General features: G+C 70.6%; 13 protein-coding genes. All 13 read right to left on the bottom strand.

Annotated elements, in window-relative coordinates; all coding sequences use genetic code 11:
- Nucleotides 1-12 precede the first annotated feature (12 nt).
- Nucleotides 13-966 carry a hypothetical protein gene (locus ACFZBU_RS16480; RefSeq protein ID WP_391584252.1) on the bottom strand — a complete coding sequence of 318 codons (954 nt, stop codon included), beginning with the start codon at nucleotides 964-966 and terminating at the stop codon, nucleotides 13-15.
- Complete coding sequence (locus ACFZBU_RS16475) at nucleotides 959-2,200, bottom strand: hypothetical protein (protein WP_391584251.1); 1,242 nt, start codon at nucleotides 2,198-2,200, stop codon at nucleotides 959-961. Before ACFZBU_RS16475 ends, ACFZBU_RS16480 begins: the two co-directional genes overlap by 8 nt.
- 8 nt (nucleotides 2,201-2,208) lie before the next feature.
- Complete coding sequence (locus tag ACFZBU_RS16470; RefSeq protein WP_391584250.1) at nucleotides 2,209-4,485, bottom strand: transglutaminaseTgpA domain-containing protein; 2,277 nt, start codon at nucleotides 4,483-4,485, stop codon at nucleotides 2,209-2,211.
- Nucleotides 4,482-5,663, bottom strand: coding sequence for a DUF58 domain-containing protein (locus ACFZBU_RS16465; RefSeq protein ID WP_391584359.1), 1,182 nt, complete (start codon nucleotides 5,661-5,663; stop codon nucleotides 4,482-4,484). The genes ACFZBU_RS16470 and ACFZBU_RS16465 overlap by 4 nt, the downstream gene beginning before the upstream one ends.
- Nucleotides 5,663-6,700, bottom strand: a complete 1,038-nt coding sequence (locus ACFZBU_RS16460; protein WP_391584249.1) for an AAA family ATPase — start codon at nucleotides 6,698-6,700, stop codon at nucleotides 5,663-5,665. Before ACFZBU_RS16460 ends, ACFZBU_RS16465 begins: the two co-directional genes overlap by 1 nt.
- An 86-nt stretch (nucleotides 6,701-6,786) precedes the next feature.
- Entirely contained in the window at nucleotides 6,787-9,429 is a 2,643-nt protein-coding gene (locus ACFZBU_RS16455; protein ID WP_391584248.1) for a fibronectin type III domain-containing protein, read from the bottom strand.
- A gap of 166 nt (nucleotides 9,430-9,595) precedes the next feature.
- Nucleotides 9,596-11,107: a hypothetical protein gene (locus ACFZBU_RS16450; RefSeq protein ID WP_391584247.1), complete on the bottom strand. Its 1,512-nt coding sequence runs from the start codon at nucleotides 11,105-11,107 to the stop codon at nucleotides 9,596-9,598.
- Between the two features lie 236 nt (nucleotides 11,108-11,343).
- Nucleotides 11,344-12,003, bottom strand: a complete 660-nt coding sequence (locus tag ACFZBU_RS16445) for a hypothetical protein (RefSeq protein ID WP_391584246.1) — start codon at nucleotides 12,001-12,003, stop codon at nucleotides 11,344-11,346.
- Nucleotide 12,004: 1 nt separating this feature from the next.
- A complete protein-coding gene (locus ACFZBU_RS16440; protein ID WP_391584245.1) occupies nucleotides 12,005-13,168 on the bottom strand; it encodes an NlpC/P60 family protein in 1,164 nt (387 codons plus the stop codon).
- Between the two features lie 48 nt (nucleotides 13,169-13,216).
- Nucleotides 13,217-13,396 carry a hypothetical protein gene (locus tag ACFZBU_RS16435; protein WP_391584244.1) on the bottom strand — a complete coding sequence of 60 codons (180 nt, stop codon included), beginning with the start codon at nucleotides 13,394-13,396 and terminating at the stop codon, nucleotides 13,217-13,219.
- 22 nt (nucleotides 13,397-13,418) lie between these two features.
- Entirely contained in the window at nucleotides 13,419-13,997 is a 579-nt protein-coding gene (locus ACFZBU_RS16430; protein WP_391584243.1) for a DUF4913 domain-containing protein, read from the bottom strand.
- Entirely contained in the window at nucleotides 13,994-15,745 is a 1,752-nt protein-coding gene (locus ACFZBU_RS16425; protein ID WP_391584242.1) for a type IV secretory system conjugative DNA transfer family protein, read from the bottom strand. Before ACFZBU_RS16425 ends, ACFZBU_RS16430 begins: the two co-directional genes overlap by 4 nt.
- A 52-nt stretch (nucleotides 15,746-15,797) precedes the next feature.
- Nucleotides 15,798-16,643 (bottom strand): hypothetical protein, encoded by an 846-nt coding sequence (locus ACFZBU_RS16420; protein ID WP_391584241.1) that lies wholly within the window; start codon nucleotides 16,641-16,643, stop codon nucleotides 15,798-15,800.

The raw sequence follows: 16,643 nt of genomic DNA, 5'->3' as shown, positions 1-16,643 counted from the left end.
GGCGCGGGGCGGTCAAGCCCGTGCCCCGCGATCGAGATCCGCGTGCGCCCGACACCGGTCGGCGTTCTCGGCCAACCGGTCCCGCCAGCCGTCTCGATCCACCGGGTGCGAGTCGCACAGGGCGAGTGCGTCGGCGTAGAGCCGGGCCGCCAGTTCCAGTCGGTCGGCCAACACGGCGACGTAGGCGTAGATTTCCTGTGTGGCCACGACGGTGCCGATGTCACCCGACTGCGAGGCTGCCCTCGCCATGGTCTTGGCGACGATCAGTGCCCGGTCGGGCTCGCCCCGCTCCAGCGCGCGCGCCATCACCGCCAGAGCGTGCGCCTGCGCGGCCGTCGGCGAGGGCGCGGCCGGCCGCTCGTCGTCGGCCGGCGGATCGGGCGGTGTCTGCGGTTCGTCCGCCGGTTGTTCGGACGTCGGCGAAGGCGCGGGTTGTTCGGACGCCGGCGAAGGTGTCGGCGGTTCGTAGGCGGGCGAGTGTCCCGGCTGTTCGTACGTCGGCGAGTGCGCCGGCCGCTCGTACGTCGCCGAGTGTCCCGGTTGTTCGGACGTCGGCGAGTGTGCGGGTTGTTCGTATGTCGGCGAGTGCGCCGGGCGGGCCCGGACCTCGCCGGGCCGCTGCGAGCCCGTGTGCGGACGGTCCGGCCTCGGCGATGCGTCGGATCGTCCGCGGCGCAGGCCCCGGCCGCGTCGAGCGGGCTTGGCGGGCACCGGATCCCCGGCCTGGGCGACGTTGCCCTGCGGGTCGACGATCAGCGGGAAGGTCGTGCCGTCCGGCTCGACGGCCTGTACCCGTACCGCGCGGCCGAGGCTGCGCGCGGTTTCCGCGGCGACCGCCAGGGCCACGTCCCTGGGGTCGCGGCCGGGATCGACCGGGACGTACACCCCGTCGATCTCCAGGGTTCGGTCCGCGCTCAACGTGATCAGGACGACGGGCCAGGCGGGGACGGCGGCGTTGTCACTCACCAGAGGCTCCCGGTTCGCTCGGGTCGGCGGAATCGGCGGTCGCCGGCGGCTCGGATCGGGTCGCCGAGGCTCGCGGGCACACCGGGTCGGAGCGGGACATCATCATGCTCGGCGTACCGCTGACGAGTGTCGTGACCACCACGCACGAGTTCGGGCCGACCGGCGCGCCGGCCAACACCGCGGTCAATTCGCCGGCCCGCGGCACCTCGGTCTTTTGCACCGCACCGTCCCGGCTCTGCGCGACGACGAGATACCCGACGATCAGGTCGGTACGTTGCGGAGGTTTCCAGAAGACCAACAGCCGTCCCTCGAACGACTTCACCGAGACCCCCTGGGGGCGGTACGGCGCGGCCGCGTCCGGTGCCATCACGGTCGCGGGCACCGGGGCCGCGGTGGTGGGTTGCGCCACGGGCTGCTCCTCGCGGCCGGCGAGGACCAGGATGCAGGCCGAGGCGATCACCATCACGACCAGGCCGGCGATCACGAACACGACCCAGCGCGGACGGCGTTTGGGCGCGGGGAACCAGTCCGCCGACTCGGTCGAGACCTGGCGGAAGTCCCAGCCGAACTCCTCGGCCGGTTCCGGCTTCGCCGGCGCCTCGACAGGGGCGCGGGATTCCGTCCCGGTGCCGCCGTCCGGTTCGGTGGCGGCCTCCGGTTCGGTGGCGGCGGCCGGTTCCGTCGCGGCGGTCGGCGACGCCCCGGCGGCGGGCATCGGGTGGTGCTGCTCGGCCTTGGGGTCCATTGCCCGCGCCAGCGGCGCGTACGTCGTCTCCTCCTCGCGCGTGGAGGGTTCTTCCGCCGGTGACGAGGGCTCCTCGCGTTCGGGCTCCGGCTCGCGCGCCGGAGGCGGATTGCGAACCGGCGCGGGAGGAGTGGGAGGGGCCGGGATCGACGCGGCGTTCTCCGCGTCGGGCACCGACTGCCGCCGCTCGCCGGCGATCGCCTCGACCGCGGGCAGGAACTGCGTATGGCTCGCGTCCACTTCCCCGGTCGTGACGCCACCCGCGGGCGCGAGTCCCGCCAACTCCGCCTCTGCTTCCGCAGCCGTGACGCCACCTGCGGTCGCGAGCCCCGCCGACCCCGGCCCCGCGTCCGCGTCCGCCGGCGGTGTCGGCGCGATGTCGCGGACGTACGGCCACCACCTCGGTTCGTGCAACGCGGGTCCGCCGCCGGACGGGTCGTCCCGGGTCGGGTCCGCCGAGTTCGAGGTGCCGCGTCGGTCGATGGTCACGTCTGAGCTCACTCTCGTCCCCTGTCGGGCGATCGGAATACCAGCGCCACCGAACTCGGGCGCATCCTGTGACCGGCCCTGACGTGGGCGCGGGGTCGCCCGTCGAGCCGCCGGACGGCGCCGGCCACGATCGCCCGATCCCGCCACGCGGCATCCGCGTCCGCCTGGTCGATCGTGCGATCGCCATAGGCGATGTCGTTGACCAGGGCGGCGAGTTCGGGCAGCCGATCGGCCGCCTCGCTCGGCAGTCGGGTCGCCCCGTATTCGGCGATATCGCCGACCGTCAGCGATGCACTCGTGCGCATCCCGGCGCCCACCAGGTCGTCGCCGATCTGTCGCCAGGCACCGATGACCTGTTCACGCGGTCCTCCCCGGCGACGGCGCCGCCGGGCCAGGACCGGGCCGAGCCAGGCCGACACCAGGTATCCCACGACGCCCACGCCCAGGCCCGCCGCGGCGTACAACTCCCAGCGGGTGCGCGCCCGGTGCGCGGATCGCGGAGTCTCCGGCTCGGGCGCGGGCCCGGACCGGGACTGACCGGCGATCTCGCGATCCTTCTCCGCTCGGGTGATCGGCTTGGCCGGCGTGCTGTTCGCGGGCGCCTTCTGTTCCGGGGCCTGCTTGCGCGCACCGGTGTCCGTGGCCTGCCCAGGGGTGGGGAAGAAGGGCACCCAGCCGACGCCCTCGAACTCGACCTCCGGCCATGCGAGTACGTCACCGCTGCGCACCTCGCGGACCCCGTTCGCGCCCTCGCGCCCGGCCGAGAAGCCGACGACCACTCGGGCGGGCAGGTTGAGCGTACGCGCCATCACCGCGAAGGCGGTGGCGAATTGCTCCGACGTGCCCTCCTTGGAGGTCTCCAGGAAGAACTGGAGGTTGCGGTACGAGTGTCCGGGGACCGCCGAGATGTCGTAGCGGTGGTTGGCGCGCAACCACTGGGCCAGGCGCAGTGCCTGCTGATACGGAAACGTGCTGCCCGAGGTGGCCAGGACGGCCTTCGCCCGGAGCGCCTCCAGGGCCGGGATCGGTCGTCCCACCGCGTCACTTTCGGGCAGGACCGTGTTCGCCGGATCGTGTGCCGCCGGCAGGTACTGCAGGCGGTCCGGATCCAGCGCGGGAAGGCGCGCGTCGATCCGATACCGCGTGCCCGAGCGCAGGCCCGAACCACTCGCGATCACGCCGCTGTCGGGATCGACCCGCAACCGCAGATTCGGTGCGTCCACCCCGGTGGGACGATCGCTCGTGGGCAGCCAGATGTCGCCCAGGTCGCGCAGGGTCACGTGGTCGACCACCGAGGTCAGGACGGCCGGCCGGCCGTCGGGCGAGTCCGGCACCCGGCCGGCGGTGGCCCGCAGGTCCCGCACCGGATACCAGCTCGACCCGTCGTAGCGATCGAGCACCGTCAGACGCCAGTAGCGGTCTGGCGCGCTGGGACCGTCCACGCTGAACATCGGCTGGTCGGGGGACATCAGCCACGCGGAGATGCGATCCAGCGGACTGATGCCGGTCAACCGTTGCGGAGGCGGCGGCTCGACCAGGTCGCGCAGATCGGGAGGACGCCGGTCACGCGTACCGGGCAGATCGGGACCGAGCAGGCCGGCCACGCACGCCAGCGCGACCACGATCGGCGCACCGACCAGCGCCGTACCCATCGCGGGTCGCCATTGGGGCGCCCGGATCAGCAGCAACAATCCGATGGCACCGATCAGGGCGACCATCACCGCGACATTGGAACCGGGCCCGCCGACGCCCAGCACGACCGGGACCACGACGGCGAGCAGCGCGGGCAGGGCGGGCAGGGACACGGTGGCGGTGCGTAGCGCGAGTTCGGCCGACGCGAAGGCCGCGACCCACACGCACACCGACACCAGGACGAGCAGTTCGCCGTCGGGGGGAGCGGGCAGCACGGTGGTCAGGATCGACTTGGGCGCGTTGACGACGGCGGCGCCGATGTCGCGCACCCCGCCGGGGGTGGGCACCACGTATCCCACCGCACGATCGCGGAAGAGCGTCCCGGACACGACGAGCAGCCAGGCCAGCGCGGACAGGACCACCGAGGGCCACAACGGTCTGGTCGCGCGGGCCCGTTCCGCATCCGTCACGAAGCGCTTCGGGCCACCGGAGCAGGCGGTCACCACGAGGGTGGGCACGATCGCGGACAGGCCCGTGACGAGCAACACCTCGCGGGTTTCGAAGACCCGCCGGAATGCCAGGCCCACGCACAGTGCGGCCAGGGTGGTGGCGACCAACGACCACCCGCGACGGTGAATGCCGGGGCCGCTCATCGCATCGCCTCGCGGTGCCACGCGCGGGCCAGTTCCTCCAGGTCGGTGACCAGCAGCCTGGTCACCTGCGTGGGCAAGGGCAGGGCGGGCGGCGGCGGGCCACCGGGTGCGGCGACCCGAACCAGGATCACCCGGTCGAAGCGGCGGGTGACCCGTCCCAGCGCCTCCAGCGCGGAGGCCGACTCGACGCCGGTGACCACCACGAGCGTGTCACTGTCGCGACCTCGCTCCAGGATGTCGAACGTGTCCCGCAACGAGTGCGACGCGTCGGCCTCGACCACCGCGAACAGATCGAGCAGCCGGCCCGAACCGGGTTCGCGATCACGCTCGTTGGTCAGTGGCCCGGCGCCGGTGAACACGCGCAAAGGGAAGTTCTTCCCGGCCACGGCGGCGGCCACCGACGCGGCCACCTCGACCGCCGTCTCGAACGTCTCGGTCGCCGTCGACCACGGCGGCCTGCCGGTGTACGAGCCGGGCGCGGTGTCCAGCACGATCGTGGTCGAGGGCAGGCTCACGTCGATCATCCGCCGGACCATCATCACCCCGGTACGCGCGGTGGAGCGCCAGTGCACGCGCCGCAGATCGTCGCCGAGGGTGTACTCGCGCAGCGAGTGGAAGGTCAGCGTCCCGTCCTCGGCCGTGTCCGAAGTGGGCCCTTCCAGATGGTGGGTGCGGCCGGCGGGCAGCACCGGCAACGGGACGGTGCGCGGGCGGACCAACAGGGTCTCGACCGAGCCGTGTTCGCGGGTTCGCCGGCTCAGGCCGAACGGGTCGCTGCGCACCAACGACATGGGACCGACCGCGACCGGCCCGCGAACGTGGGTGGGCAACGGGTAGCGGGCACTGACCTCCGCCCCCGGGGGCACCACCGGCAGCGTGGCCGGATAGACCGCCTCGCCGGCGACGTGGTCCTGGGCACGCAGGCCGCGCAGTGGCCGGGTCCCGGTGTTGACGAGCACCACGACCGCGTGCGCGGCATCGCCGCGCGCGACCTTGACGGGTACGACCGTACGCCGGGCCCGGACCGAGGGCCGAGGCGCCGTCCAGGCCAGGGCGAGCGCCACGGCGGCCAGCGCGGCGATCCCGAGCACCCGGGCCTCGCCGTATCCCAGTCCCCAGCCCACTCCACACAGGGCCGCACCCACCGCGAGCATTCCGCGACCGCCGGTGGAGAGCATCAAGCGTGGCCCTTCGTGGCGGTCGGCTGCGGGGCCGGCACCCGATCCAGGATCTCGTCGAGCACGTCGGCGGCCGTGACACCGCCGAGTTCGGCGTCCGGGGCGAGGAGCAGACGGTGCGTCAGGATCGGGCGGGCCAGCACCTTGACGTCCTCGGGCAGGATGTGGCCGCGCTCCTGCGAGGCCGCGCGGACGCGCGCCGCCCGGACCAGGGCGACACTGCCGCGCGGGCCGGCGCCCAGCCTGGTGTGCGCGCTCTCGCGGGTGGCGCGGGCAAGGCGCACGGCGTAGTCGACGACCGGCCCGGCCGCGCTCACGTGGTGGCGGGCGACCTGGACGAACTCCTCGATGTGGCGCGCCGTGGCGATCACCGGAAGACCCTCGACCGTCGCCCCGCCGCCCGCGCCCGAGGCGACCGCGACCTCGGAGGCGAGGTCGGGATAGCCGAGCGTGACGCGCATCAGGAAGCGGTCCAACTGTGCCTCGGGCAACGGGTAGGTCCCGGACATGTCCACCGGGTTCTGCGTCGCGATGACGATGAACGGACGCGGGACCTCGTGGGTGATCCCGTCGACGGTGATCCGGCCCTCCTCCATCACTTCGAGCATCGCCGACTGGGTCTTGGGCGAGGCACGGTTGATCTCGTCGCCGATCACCACGTGGGCGAAGACCGGACCGGGCAGGAATTCGAAGGTGTTCGTCGTCTGGCGGAACATCGACACACCGGTGATGTCGGACGGCAACAGGTCCGGGGTGAACTGGATGCGATGCCACGACGCGTCGATGGAGGCGGAAATGGCCCGGGCCAGGGTGGTCTTCCCGGTGCCGGGCACGTCCTCCACGAGCAGGTGGCCCTCGGCGAACAGGGCGGTCAGTGCGAGGTCCACGACATCGCGCTTGCCGACGACGACCCGTTCGATGTTGTCCCCGAGCGCGCGGAAGCACTCGCGGAACAACCGCAGGGCGTCGCCGGTGTGGAAGCGGGTGGCCTCGGCCGGCGGGTTGCCGTTCACCGAGGTGGCGAGCTGCTGGGTCACGGTGCTCCAGACGGGTGGAACGGCGGGTGGCGGGAGGATGAGGCCCGCCACCCGCGAGTGAACACACGATGGGTGAAGCCGCGGGACTACTCGCACTCCCAGAGCGGAGGCGAGAACGTGCCCTGGTCGGCCCGGGGGGTTCGGATGTACAGGTCGCTGACGTAACCCGTGGCGTCCTTGCCCGGGCCGGTGTAGACGACCCGGTCCCAGATGGCGCTGCGCACGTTGGTGGCGGTGCGAGTCACGTTCTCGCCCTTCACCTGGCACTGCACGGTGATGTTGCCGGTGTAGTTGGCGCCGATCTCACCCCTGCGGGTGGCGGCGTCGATCCGCGGACCGGCGTGGATGCCGATGCCGATCGAGTTGCTGCGGTTGGGGCCGACCTTGTACGTGCGCGGCGGCGGGGTCAGGTTGATCGTGGTGGTGGCGGAGCCGCTGCCGGCGGCGTTCTTCGCGGTGATGGTGACCGGATATTTGTTGCTGTTCTTGAGGTCCTTGACGACATACGTGGTCGTGGAGACCGTCACCGGAGCCCGGGTGCCTACCTTGACCTGATAGGTCGTCTTGGCATCGGTGCCCTTGGGCACGGTCCACTTCAACGTCGCCCCGTGGCCCCCGGTCGCCAGGGCGACCGAGACGCCGGCCGGCTGCGGCGGCTTGACGCACGGTTGGATGGGCTGGGACCAACCCGAGTTCATCGTCTTTCGGCCGGCGTATTCGGCGCTGACGTAGAACTTGTACTCCTTGCCGCACTCACCACCGGAGACGGTGAACTTCATGGTGCCACCGGGACCGATCGAATCGGGGGTGACGGAGAGTCCGGCCGTCACATTGCCCAGCGTGTAGCGGGTGGGCTTGGCGCCGTCCGAGGGCGTGAAGGTCAGCGTGATCTTGCCCTGGCTCGACGTGGCCTTGGGCGTGCCCGGGGCCTTCATCTCGGGCGGGGTGGTGGACGGCGGTGTGGACGCCGGTGTGGACGGCGTCGTGCTGACGGGGGGTTTGCCGGTGTCGGTCGGGCTCGCGGTACCGGTCGGCCCGCTCGTGGCCGGCGCGCTCCCGGTCGCCGACGCGGTGGGCGTGCCCGTGCCCGGCGTGGTCGGCCGCGAGGACGGCGGCTTGGGCACCTCGATCGGATCGTTCGGCGCGGTGTCCGTGGGCAGCGGCACGGGTGCCTGCGGGTCGCCGGTCGCCGACGGTCGGGGGACGGGCTTCGGCGCGTCGTCACCCGGGAACGGCGGGACCGGATCGTCGTCCGGCACGTCCTGCGGGGGCGCCTCGCCGCCGCCCGGCAACTGCTGGTCCTCGGACGGCGGTTGCGTGGGCGGAGCGGTGGTCGGTGGGGCAGTGGTCGCACCGGTTCCCGGTGCCTTGCTCGGGGTCGGGGTCGACTGGTCGCCCGGCACCCCGTCCGCACCCGGTTCGCCGTCCTTGCCGATCCGGTGGATGCGACCCTGCACGTCGACGACGGCCGCCTCCGCGTTGTTCTGGTCGTTGACCCAGAGGAGGCCGTTGTTGACGTACGTCTCCAGCTTCCCCTTGACGCCGGTGACCTTGATCGGCTCCTCGAATTTGGCCTGGACCGTGTTGTAGACGAGCAGCGCGCCCGTGTCGTGGTCCGGCACGTAGACCTTCGCGCCCAGTACCGACGGGCTTCCGTAGGTGTGCTTCCCGGTCTGGATCGGCGTCGCCTGGACGGAGCCGCTGTTGATGTCCACGAGGATCAACGAACCGGTGTCCGAAGCCAGGAAGGGCACGATCGCCCCCTCGTTGACACCCGGCACCAGGAATTTGTCCGGTGCGCCCTTGGTCGCGTCCGTCGGCAGCTTGAAGGTGCTCGCGACGGCGGTCTGGGACAGTGTCATGGCCTTGCCGGCGCTCACGTCGGTGACCAACACCCGGTCCGCGCCGGACTTCTGCCCGCCCTCGTTCGACGGAGGCGCGGCCTTGACCAGGGTCAACAAGAGCTGATGCCCGGGCTCGGCGACCTTGATCGGCGCCCCCCGGTCGGAGCCGCGCACCGGTACCACCTCGCCGGTGGCCGACAGCGGCACCCACAGCGTGCCGTCGGAGTCCGCCTGGGTCCGACCCAGCGGGATCGGCGCCCCCTGGGCGTCCTGGAACACGATCGGTGGACCGATCGTGGCGAACGAGCCGAGTGCGTTGGCCGCGTCGGTGGTGGGTCGCGGGTCGATGCGCTGCACCTCCCCCTTGCCGGGGGTGATGCGCCACGCGTTCCCGCCGCCGGTGGCGATGTCCTGGTTGGGAGTTCCGTCGGGTGAGCTCTGGGCAACGGTGAGTTGGCGGGGGTCGATCTGGTTGAGCTGCCCGGTCCGCTGATTGAGGACCAGGACGGTCTTGCCGTCCGTGCTCACCTGCAAGGTGGTGGGGTCCTGGCCGCCCGGCAGGGTGATCCGGGCATCCACGCGCCCGGTCAGGCCGTTGACGTGGACGACCAGATTCTTTCCGCCGCTGGGCAGCCATGCGCCGACGTCCGAGAGGTCGGAGTCGGCCCCCGCCGCGCCGATGCCGACGACCACCGAGGCGGCGACGACGGAGACGGCCGCGCCGATCGCGACGATCGCGGTCGGACGGTTGCGGTTCAGGCGCAGGCGGGACAGGCCGGGTATGCGGGACAGCCGGCTTCCGTGCGGCGCGCCGGAGCGCCGCTCGGGATCGGGTTCCTCGGCCGACGACGGGGCCGGCGAGTCGGGCGCGGAGCGCTGGGACATGGGGCTTCTCCCTGGAACACGGACCGGTCCACGATCCTTGGGTGGCGAGTACGCGGCCGAAGCCGGCCGGCGTGAACGTCGACGCGTTCTTCGGATGTTGCGAAAGACGTGCCGACCGGTCCCCGGTGGGACAACCGGCCACGGGCGCGGTGGATGGGGAAGGGGTTCACCTCGATGGCGCGGCGCTCGCGGGCGAACCCGGTGCGGCCGGATACATCGCGATCTCCGCCGCCGCGGTGGTGTCCTCCTCGCTTGGGACGGACAGCGTGAACAACCCCGCGCCCGAGGCGGTGAGCCGGTCCGGGATCGCGGTTCCCGCAGGAAGCGGATCGATCCTGCGCGTGGCCACACGCACGAGGGCGGGCTCCCTGGCGGCCGTCTCCTCCTCACCTTCCCGAGGGACCCGGCCGTCGGCGAGCAACGAGCCGAAGGCGACGCCGTCGTCACCCACCGCGCCGAGTTCGACGCCACGATGGTCGTGGTCGCCGGCCAGGCAGGCCAGGGTGCGTGCGGACAGGTCGAGCGCCAACGAACCCGCCACGACGTAGCGCCCGCCGGGAGAGGCGTCGAAGAGCGAACGCAGCCCCTGCGGGTCGAAGTCCCCACCGCCGGGGGCGGGACATCGTCCGGAGAACTGGACCGCGCCCGACGCGGGATCGTGCACGGCGTACAGCGTGGGTTGGCCGTCCGGACCGGCCCAGGCGACGAGCATCGCCCCCGGCAGGGTGCCCAACAGCGTGCCGCGGGTGCGCCCGTCGGGACCGATCCGGGAACTGCTCCAACCGCCGACGAGCGCGAATCGGCCCCAGGGGCGGGCCGGTGTCTCGGCGGTCAGCACCCCGGCCGCGATGGTGGAGACGGGCACGTCCCGCACGGTGCAACCGTCGACGGCGTCCTGCTCGCACACCTCCGACCGCCGGGACTCTCCCGCCGGCACGGTGCTGCTCGCACCGGTCGTCGGATTCCACAACGTCGCCGGTCCGACCTCGATGTAGTCCTCCGCGGTGTCTTCCACCCGATCACCCAGGAAGAGCACCCCGCCGTCGTCGATCGAGATGCCCGAACCGCCGAATTCGCCGGGGGTCTCGCGCTCCAGATGTTGCGTCGGCGGCACGGTGTTGCCCGAGGAGGCGACCGGGAACGTGTCCACCACGGTGAGCCGCCGAGAGCGGACGAGGCCGCTTCCGGGAACCACGCCGAAGCGCACCAGGACCGCGAACTCGCCTTGGGCGGTGTTGATCACCCGCAGCTGCGGAGCCCGTTCGATCGACAACTTCCGCAGCGGGGCGGACGACCAGACCACGGCGCCCTTGTCCGCGCCGCGGGCGATCAGGACTGTTCCGTTCGGCTTCTGCTTCGCGGCCGTGGGGTCCGCCGCGGACACCGGGGCCGGCGCGTTCTCGGCGCCGCCGGGCGCGCCGCTCGCCGAGGACTCCGGCTGTGCCCCGAACTCGTCGCTTCCGGCGTACACATCGAGCAGGAAGCCCGCGCGCGGCGCGAGCGCGTAGGCGCGGTTGGTCACCTCGTTGCGCCAACCCCGCTTGCCGTCGAAGGTCGGCGGCACCGACAGCGCGGAGGCGGCGACCGGCGGCGCCGCCAGGGGATTGCGCTCCCCGGCCGGGGATTGCCCACCGCCCATCGCCGTGCAGCCGGTTGCCGCGCCGAGGGTCACAAGCATCGAGGCGAGCGTCGACAGCGCCCGGCGGCGTCTCAGGAAACGCCGAGAGGCCAAGGTGTACTCCTGCGCTGTGCTTGATGTCCGAGATCGGCGCCGGAGCGCCGTCGAATTCCCTGCCGACGCTAGGCGGTCGATTTCGGGCCGACAACCTTCGCGGGCCTCGACTGGGCAAGCCGATACCGACGACGCGCGACCGCTGTGCACGGGCGCACCGCGGGCGGGCATTCCACCCGGTTTCAGTCGATGGCCCGGACCGAGGACACCCGCCACGGCTGAGCGGCCGATGCGCGCTCCAAGGAGACGAACACGGTGGTGGTCACGGCCGGTCCGCGCCAGCCGTCCCGACCCGTGGGCGTGACGGTCAGGCTGAACGCGTGGAAGGCCGAGGTCTCCGAGTCCTCCGGCTTGCCCAGGTCGTCGGCGGGTGCGGCGACCACGGCGGTGACGGATTTGTGCTCGGCCCAGGTCGACCAGGTTTCTCCCGGCGCGGCGACCTGCGGACTCATCCGCAGATTCTCCGCGTACCGCGGCGTCAGGAACGGCGCGGCGCGCTGGGCGGCGTCCCACCGGGTCGCGTCGATGGCGGTGTCCACCGTCCACATCGTCGTCACCACGGCGCGGGCGACGGCGGTCGCGTTGCGCCCGTCGACCTGGTCGGGCGCCGGCAGCGAGGCGGCCGGCGTGCCCGTCCGCCCGACCAGTGCCGGCAACGGCGAGCTGGGAGTCGAGGGTTGCGGGTAGGTCGGGGTCGCCTCGGCCGTCGTGACGGGTCCTCGGGTGGGGGCCGGCTGTCCCGTGGGTCGAGCGTTCTCCCGGCCCCCACCGTCGCCCAGGCCGCATCCGGCGAGTGTGGCGGCGATCGTCAGCGACGCGAGCATCGCGAGGGGGCCGCGCATCTCAGGCCTGAGCGGTCGTGTGGACGGCATAGCGCTGGACCGTCCACACGTCCCGCCGGGAAAACTGGGAGAAGGGGTCCTCCCTGATGACGGTGCCGGTCTTGAGCGCATTGATGGTCATCCCGTTTCCGACGTACAGAGCGGTGTGGTGGGTGGCTCCGGTTCCGATGGAGCCGCCCGGGCTGGTGAAGAAGATGACATCGCCCGGCTGCATCTTGGCCTCCTCGGCCTTGCTCGGCGGGCCGGCCGAGGAGAGGATCCGTTGGCCCACGCGGGCCTGTTCGCCCGCGGTGCGCGGCAGCTTCAACGCTCCGCCGGAGGCCTGGTGGAAGAGATAGCGCACGAAGCCGGAGCAGTCGAAGCCCACGATTCCGGCGCCTTGGGCGAAGCCCTCGCTCGGTCCGGTGAAGGTCCCGCCGCCCCAGGAGTACGGATACTTGCCGATGGATCCTCTGGCGAGGTTGACGGCACGTCCGCCGAGAGTCTTGTCGTTGCCCGTGTAGACGGCGCTCACGGCCTGTGGCGCCGAATACGTGCTCATGAGGTTCTTGATCCCGGGGACGTATCCCTGGGTTTCCTCCCACGGCGGAATACCCCGGTAGTAACAGACCGCACCAGGGCCCGCGTTGTACGACGCGAGCATCAGGTCGAAGACCTCGCCGCGCATCTCACCGGCCTTCGGCCCGGGCTTGGTGTAGACCTTCCCGTGCATCTCCATCACGCACGTGCCGTACTTGCCCGCCTGCATCTTCCGGACCTCGCCGGCGAGATGGCAGTCGTAGCGCTCCTGAGCCAGGATGTTGGCTCTCGGATCGGACTGCGGGGCTCCTCCGCCAAACGTCTTCCACGTACTTGGTATGAACTGACTCAGACCGTACGCGCCCTTCGGACTCCCGGCGTCCGGTCTCCAGCCGCTCTCCTGATGGATCTGCGCGGCGACGACCGTGGGGGTCACCTCGGGGCACAGTTTTCCGGTCTCCGCCACGAACGACCTGTATTGGGCGGGAACGGCGTTCACGTTGAAGGCGACGTTGGTCAGTCCATTCTTCAGCAGGTTGAGCGGATTGGTGGCGGCGATGAGAGCCGTCATCGCGACGACGAAGATCAGGAACCCGCCGAAAGGCACGAGCAGCAGCAGCCCGAGCCACGATTTCTTTTTCCGCATCGCCTTTCCCCGCCCCTGTGCCTAGACGCCGACCTACCGACTCACCGACTACCGTCCGGTCGCCACTCCCTTGGCCACCTTGGCGGCGATATCAAGTCCCGGCAGGAAATCGCCGAGCTGCACCTGGGCACCGATCACGTCGAGCGTCTGCTCCGCCCTTTGCATCGTCTCCCCGATGAGCTTGTAGAACGCTCCCGCGATGTCGTCGACACCGGTTTCGTCGGCCATGGCCGCCGCCTCTCCTCCTGGATCAGAAACCCATGTTCTTGTTCAAAACCTTGTCCTTGGGATAACCGGTCGGCCGTTCCCGCTCGCCGGCGTCGGCCGCGTTCTCCCGCATGTTCTCGAAGATCGATTCCTCGACCCGGAATCCGGGGTGATCCAGCAGCCCCGGCGGAACGGGCGTCAGCGGCAGTGGTGGCAACGGGCTGCTCGAGTGACCGTCCCTGGGGTCGCATACCGCGAACGGGCCGACGTCGGGATCCATCAGGGCGCGCAGGTGCGGGTCGGCATGGTGGGTCCACCAGATCGAAACGCCCAGAGCCGGGTCCCGGCGCAGGTATTCGAAGGCCCGCCACAGGCTGGTCAACCGGGCGACGGCCTCCGGGTGAGCCCACCAACTCGGGCACCACACGGCCAACGACCGGTTGAGCCGACGCCGCAACAACGGTGCCAGGTACTCGGCGACGAACACGTCCACCGACGGGAAGAACAGCTTCTCCGGCTCCGGCTCGGGAGCCGGCTCGGTCCGGGGCGCGGGCGCGGTCGGCGCCGGTTCGCCCACATCGCCCCGGTGGACGAGCGGTTCGTGTTCGCGAGGATCGCTCATGAGACCTTCTTGAGTGCCATCGGCGCCTGGGCGCTCGGGTCGTACGCGGCGATCGACTGCCGAATCTCCTCGGCGTACTCGGTTTCCCACCAGGGAATCGTGCGGATCAGCGCCGGTTTCGTCCCGCTGAATTGCACGAAGGCACGACCGCGCGGCATCGACGTCAGGTCCGCCACGTCGAGCACGGCCTCGGTGCGCGACGCCTTGTTCACGTTGCTCTCGAAGAAGTCGGTCGACTTGCGGGTGTAACTGGTGGTGCCCGGCTCGAAGATGCCGGAGGCGGCGGAGAGGTCGCCGAGGAATTTGGTGTCCAGGACGCCGCCTCCGTAGACGCGCACGTTGGCCGCGCCCCACAGTTTCGCCATCCCTCCGTCACCCCATGCCGCAGCCCCCTGGGCCCAGGACTGGAGCATGGTCATCATCACGATGCCGCGTGAACCGAAGTGCGAGTACTTGTCCGGCAGTGCCTTCCACGGGCAGACGTTCGCCGCCTCGTCCAGCACGAAGAGCATCGGGATCGGCAACCGGCCGCCCGGACAGTCCCGTCCGGTGTTCTCGGCCTCCTCGGCGATCGCCGCGGTGAAGGCCGTCACCAGGGGCGCGGCCATCTTGTTCGTCTCTTCGGACAGCATGTAGAGCGTGTCGCCACCGCGGACGAACGCCTTGTAGTCGAAGGCCGGACGGTTCGGGTCGTTCCCCGGTTCGATCCACGCGGTCACCGTCGGCGCGACGAGGAAGGAGACGATCTGCGCGGCCGTGCCGTAGACACCGGCCCGTTGCCGATCCGGCGCGGTGATCACCGAGTCCACCGCGTCCGCCGAGGGGATGTGGCCGTGCTCGCGCAGAATGCGCTCGGGGGTGTCGTCGGTGGGGCGGGTGAGCCAGGTGAAGATCTGCGAGATGGGCTTCCCGCTGATGGACGCGGCCAGCAACAGATGCGCGATCAGGTCTTCCGCCGCCGGTTCGAAGTACGCGTCGCTGCGCGAGTGGGCGGGTCGGTTGATGGACGAGAACCGGCCCGCCATCTTGACCGCCAGCGTGATGCTGCTGCCCACGTAGGACAGCGGATCCCAGTACCACGTGGGTTTGGCGCCGGCCTGGTTCTGCGGGTCGAACACCCACACCTTGCCGCGCCGGGCCCGCGAGCCGCGGGTCGCGTCGACGATGTCACGCTTGTTGGAGGTGACGACCACCGCACCGGGCGCCGCGACGATGTTGGGAATCGCCCTCGAGGTCGTCTTTCCGGTACGCGGCCCCCAGATGTCGACGTGCATGTCCTCCCACGAGCCCCACACGTCGACGCCGTGGCGCACGGTCTTGCCGATGTACAGTCCGGGCACTTCGGTCGGATCCAGACCGAACTCGTCCGCCTTCGCCCGCACGCCCTTGGTGGTGGAGGCCCGGAGATCACGGGGCTTGGCCAGGTAGGGAATCGCCCGATCGATGTCGAGCAGGCCGCGTTGGTAGACGATCACGAGGTAGGTCGCGCCGCCGGCCGCCGCGGCCATGACCACGCACAGCGCGACGGCGATGACGGTGGCGCCGGTTCCCGGCCAGGTGTACTTGTCCAGCACCAGTCCGAGCAGGATGACGGGTGGTGGCGGTGGCTTGAGGTCGGTCTCGGCGCGGGTGGCCATGGCGCCGACCCACATCGCCCCGGTGACGGCCATGAGCACGCCCACGACGGCGAGGATCATGTACATGTCGCCGTACGGATTGGGGCCGCGCTTTTTGTTGGTGGAACTCACGTGGAGAACCTCCTTTCTGGCATTCGTGGGGCCTGCCGGCGCCGGAACATCCCTAGATGAGGACGAACTGAGTGATGCTGGATGCGCTGCCGACGATCAGGGTGCCGATGAACACATAGACCACCCCGTGCGCCATCTCCCCGCCGCTGCGGCGCGCGCCGACGAATTGGAAAAGACACCAGAACGCGCTGAAGAAGCAGCCCACCAGGCAGGCCCAGGCCACCCAGCCGGCGCCCTCCATGAGCGGGTCCATCACCTCGGACGGACCCGAGTAGTCCTGGGTGTTGTACGAATTCTTGTCGCCACGGGGTGGTGATTTGATTCCGTTCTGGAACCACGAGTTGTCGCCCAGACACTTGCTCTGCTGTTCGGGCTCCAGGTAGTCGGCCCCCGATGCGTTCTTCAGCATGCAGGGATGGGTGGACAGGTCCTGGAACTTGGACTTGCGGATGTCCGGGCAGCCGGTTTTGTATTTCTCGGGGAGGGCATCGCACGGGTTGTCCCGAATGTTGCTCGGATCCACGTGTCCGGCGGTCTTGTGCTTGTCGTTGAGCAGCCAGTCCTTCAGTTCTTTGCGAACATTGTATTTGCAGAAGTTCGTCAGGTCCGGAACGCCGTCCCGATTGACATACGAAGGACTGCTGGGGCCTCCGTCGCAGCCGCTCACGTCGTTGGAATATTCGCGCGCTGCCTTGCCCGGACAATAGACCTTGAAGACGACGCCCTGGAGATCGCGAGGTATCTGGAGGCAGTTGGCCGGTGGATAATCCGATTCGTCCGCTCCTGCGGGAGTTCCGCCGGTCAGGAGAAAAAGAATCACGGCCGCGACGACCAGCAGAATCCGACCCGGGACCGCGCCCGCCCGCGTTCGACCGAAGCCCGTATCTCGCCTCGTCAT

The organism is Embleya sp. NPDC008237, assembly GCF_042956465.1.
Lineage (GTDB): Bacteria > Actinomycetota > Actinomycetes > Streptomycetales > Streptomycetaceae > Embleya.
This window is presented reverse-complemented; position numbering and strand designations above follow the sequence as displayed.